This window comes from Aeromonas sp. HMWF017, from assembly GCF_003061465.1.
Classification (GTDB): Bacteria; Pseudomonadota; Gammaproteobacteria; order Enterobacterales; family Aeromonadaceae; genus Aeromonas; species Aeromonas veronii.
Genome location: NZ_QAJD01000136.1, coordinates 21,010 through 25,387 on the forward strand (window position 1 = coordinate 21,010; position 4,378 = coordinate 25,387).

The window sequence follows — 4,378 nt, forward strand, 5'->3', positions numbered from 1 at the left end:
GGCCAGGGCGTTCAACCTGAGGGTGACGGCATTTTTGTGGCCATCGAGCCCTTCGGCCTGGGCGATGCGCTCGACGATGGGGCCAAGGCCCTGAATGCCGCGCTCGCTCAGCTCCTGCACCGTATAGCGGCGCTGATAATCGGCGAGGCCAAGGCTGGAACAGGTGCGGGCATAGCCATAAGTTGGCAGTGTGTGATTGGTGCCGCTGGCGTAATCGCCGACCGATTCCGGTGTCCATGCTCCCAGAAAGATGGAACCGGCATTTTCAAGCAGGTCCAGCAGATCGCGCGGGGCTCGGGTCTGCACAATCAGGTGCTCCGGCGCGTAGGCGTTGGAGATGGCACACGCCTCGGCCAGATCGTCACAGAGGATCACCAGACTTGAGCCCAGCGCCTGCGCGGCGATATCGCGGCGGCTCAACTTGGCCAGCTGGCTCTTGATTTCTCCTGCGATGGCATCGGCCAGCAGTGGCGAGGTGGTTACCAGCACCACCTGACTGTCTGGGCCATGCTCGGCCTGGGAGAGCAGATCCGCCGCCACGAAGGTCGGGTTGGCGCTCTCGTCGGCAATCACCAGCACCTCGGAGGGGCCGGCGGGCATGTCGATGGCGGCGCCGCGCCAGTCGCGGGAAACCTGCCCCTTGGCTTCGGTCACATAGGCGTTGCCCGGGCCGAAGATCTTGTCCACTTTGGGAATGCTCTCGGTGCCGTAAGCCATGGCGGCGATGGCCTGGGCGCCGCCGATAGCGAACACCTTCTCGACCCCACAGGCGCGGGCGGCAAACAGGATCTCGTCGCTGGCCGGGGACGGGGTGCAGAGCACCACTTCCCGGCAACCGGCGATAGCAGCCGGAATGGCCAGCATCATCACGGTGGAGGGGAGCGGTGCGCTGCCCCCCGGCACATAGAGACCGACCCGGCTGATGGGCTGGGTTCGCAGCTCGCACACCACCCCGGGCTGGGTCTCCACTCGTACCACAGGTTGCACTTGTGCGGCGTGGAAGGTGCGAATATTGGCAATGGCCGCTTTGATGGCGCATTTGATGTCGTTATCCAGCCGCGCGCAGGCGGCTTCAATCTCTACCTCGCTAACGCGCAGCTGCTCACGGGGGGCGCGCTCGAAGCGCTGGCTCAGCTCGCGCAGGGCCTCATCGCCCCGGCTACGCACCGCGGCGATGATCTCTTTGACCACGGCGCCGATATCGGCCTCGTCACTCAAGGCCGGCCGAGTCAGCACGTCGGCCTGCTGGACAGGGGAGAGGGTCTTCCAGATCAGGGTCTGCATGATGTCCCTTCCTTATTCCATCATTTTTTCGATGGGCAGCACCAGAATGGAGCTGGCACCGAGGGCCTTGAGCTGCTCCATGGTCTCCCAGAACAGGGTCTCGCTGGAGACGACGTGCAGGGCCACCTGATTGGTGTCACCGGCCAGCTGCATGATGGTGGGGCGCTCGGCACCCGGCAGCAGATCGGTGATGGCATCGAGCTTGTCTTTGGGGGCGTGCAGCATGATGTATTTGCTCTCGCGGGCCTGCTGCATCCCCTGAATGCGGGGCAGCAATTTGTCGATGAGCTTCTGCTTGGCATCGGACAAGGGGTTGGGGGCCTGTACCAGTACCGCCTTGGAGCGGTAGATCACCTCTACCTCTTTGAGGCCATTGGCTTCCAGGGTCGCGCCGGTGGAGACCAGATCGCAGATGGCATCGGCCAGACCCGCACGGGGTGCCACTTCCACCGAGCCGCCCAGCATCACGCTCTTGAAGCCGAGCCCCTTTTCGTCAAAGAAGCGCTTGAGCAGCCCGGGGTAGGAGGTGGCGATGCGCTTGCCGGCCAGGCTCTCTGGCCCTGTGTAGGTCACATCTTCCGGCACCGCCAGCGAGAGGCGGCAGCCACCAAAGTCCAGCTGCTTGAGGGTTTTGACCTCGAATGGCAGGCCCTGTGAGGCGCGAATAAGCTGCACCTCTTCCAGCACGTTTTCGCCGATGATGCCAAGGTCGACCACCCCTTCCATCACCAGACCCGGGATGTCATCATCACGCACCCGCAGGATATCGATGGGCATGTTCTCGACATGGGCGATAAGGCGCTGCTCGCGCAGGTTGATTTTCAGGCCGCAGCTCTTGAACAGGGCTTGGGAGTCCTGGCTCAGACGACCGGACTTTTGCATGGCGATACGCAGACGTTGTGTTTCCATTTGCTCGATTTCCTTCTAGTCAAAAACGAAAAAACCCTCGGAAGTGGGTGCTTCCGAGGGTTTATGAATCTTGCGGTCCTTTTGGAAGTCACCAGTTAAGTGTCTTCCAGCAGTCAACCTCCTGAAAGACTAGTCGGGATGATGATGGTGGTGAGTCTTCAGGGTGGCGAACTTCATGTAATCAATCCTTTACAAAATAAGATGTCGTAATTGACGCCTGATTTAAACTACCTGCCTTGACAGAAAATGCAACCCGAAATTGTGATTTGATCGATTAAAGTGGCGAAAACGGTTTTCTGGTCGATAACTAGACAATAACCCCTGCAGGAGTCGCCATCATGCCCAGCCAGGACCTGTTGTTTCCCATTTTGCCCCGGGCGCCTGCTGCGCCCGGCAGCGAAGAGATCAAGCGGGAAGTGAATCAGATCAGCAAAAAGCACCAGCTGCGCAAGACCAGCACTGACAACAGTGACTCCCAGCAGCGCCAGCAGGCGTATAGCACGCCAGCCAAACGTGATCAGCCCAAGGCGGAGGAGGGTGATCACAAGCCGGACCCCGAGCATCAGATCGATCTGTTCGTCTAGGCAGATTATCTGTCCCGCTTTTGCCGCGCTTTTGGCATAATGGCCGCTTTTGCTGCGGGACGCCCTTTTGACCATCCAGACCCTGTTCAAGCCAGATGGCCCTCTGGCCAGCCATATCGACGGTTTCAAAGCCCGCGCTCCCCAACTGGAGATGGCCGAAGCGGTGGCGCGTGCCATCAAGGAGCATGGTCGCTTGCTGGTGGAGGCGGGCACCGGTACCGGCAAGACCTACGCCTACCTGGTGCCGGCGCTGGAATCCGGCAAACGGGTGGTGATCAGCACCGGCTCCAAGAACCTGCAGGAGCAGCTTTTCTACCGGGATCTCCCCACCATCACGGGGGCGCTCTCCTACACCCCGCCGGTGGCCCTGCTCAAGGGGCGCAGCAACTATCTGTGCATCGAGCGGATGAACCGGCTGTTAAGCGAATCCCACCTGCAAAAGCCGGAAGTGCTCAATGACCTGGTCAAGGTGAAGTCCTGGTCCACCGCCACCGACAACGGCGACGTGGGGGATATTCCGGGGCTGCAGGAGAACGCCGAGATCCTCGCGCACGTCACCAGCACCAATGAAAATTGCCTCGGTCGCGACTGCCCCTATTACGACGACTGCCATCTGGTGGTGGCTCGCCGCCGTGCCATGGATGCCCAGGTGGTGGTGATCAACCACCACCTCTTCTTCGCCGATATGGCGGTGAAAGACACCGGATTTGGCGAGTTGGTGCCGGAGGCGCAAGTCTATGTGTTTGACGAGGCACACCAGCTGCCGGAGATCGCCACCAACTACTTCGGCAAGTCGGTGGGCAGCCGAACGATTCAGGATCTGGCGCAGGATATCCAGCTGGCCTATCGGGCCGAGGCCCACGACATGGCCCAGCTTGGCAAGGCGGCGGACAGGCTTGCCATCGCCAGCCAGGATCTGCGGCTCGCCTTCGGAGTGGATGGCGGTCGCGGCAATACCCGCGACATGCTGCGCCAGCCACTTTGGGGACAGGCTTTGGCTCGTCTTAACGATGCCATCGGGCTCTGCTACGAGGTGCTGAAACTGGCTCTTGGCCGTGGCGAGCAGCTGGATCACACCTTCGAGCGCATCAGTGAATTGCGCACCCGCTTGGGTGAAGTGCTGGTGGTCAACCAGACCGGTTTCTCCTACTGGTACGACTGCTCACGGCTTCATTTCACCCTTAATCTGACGCCGCTATCGGTGGCCGAGCGATTCAGTGCCGAGGTGCAAAGACCGGAAGTGGCCTGGGTCTTCACCTCCGCCACCCTGACGGTGGATATGCGGTTTGATCACTTCAAAGCCGAGCTGGGGCTGGCGGGCAGCGCTGAGCTGATCCTCGACAGTCCGTTCGACTATGGCGAGCAGGCGCGGCTCTGTGTGCCCCGCTATCTGCCGGAGCCCAACGCCTTTGGTCGTGGCGAGCAGTTGGCCAATCTGATGATCCCGCTTATCAACAAGACGCCGGGGGGCTGTTTCTTCCTCTGCACCAGCCATCAGGTGATGCGTCAGGTGGCCGAGGTGCTGCGCCGGGAGATTGGCCGTACCGTCTTGCTGCAGGGGGAGGACAACAAGCAGCGGCTGCTCAAGGAGTTTGTCGAGA

At 61.1% G+C, this 4,378-nt stretch carries 4 protein-coding genes and 1 other annotated feature; of the genes, 2 read left to right on the forward strand and 2 right to left on the reverse strand.

All coding sequences use genetic code 11. The annotated features are described in order from the left end of the window. The coding region (gene hisD / locus DBR30_RS13660; protein WP_108588393.1) for a histidinol dehydrogenase at positions 1-1,284 on the reverse strand (1,284 nt) is incomplete at its 3' end. 12 nt (positions 1,285-1,296) lie between these two features. Beyond that, entirely contained in the window at positions 1,297-2,193 is an 897-nt protein-coding gene (gene hisG, locus DBR30_RS13665) for an ATP phosphoribosyltransferase (RefSeq protein ID WP_071910208.1), read from the reverse strand. Between the two features lie 25 nt (positions 2,194-2,218). Then, positions 2,219-2,347, reverse strand: a sequence feature (His leader region). 184 nt (positions 2,348-2,531) lie between these two features. On the opposite strand from hisG, the gene DBR30_RS13670 reads away from it, so the two are divergent. After that, positions 2,532-2,777 carry a hypothetical protein gene (locus tag DBR30_RS13670; RefSeq protein WP_005336755.1) on the forward strand — a complete coding sequence of 82 codons (246 nt, stop codon included), beginning with the start codon at positions 2,532-2,534 and terminating at the stop codon, positions 2,775-2,777. Between the two features lie 67 nt (positions 2,778-2,844). Next, on the forward strand, positions 2,845-4,378 hold a 1,534-nt coding region (locus tag DBR30_RS13675; protein WP_375135851.1), incomplete at its 3' end, for an ATP-dependent DNA helicase.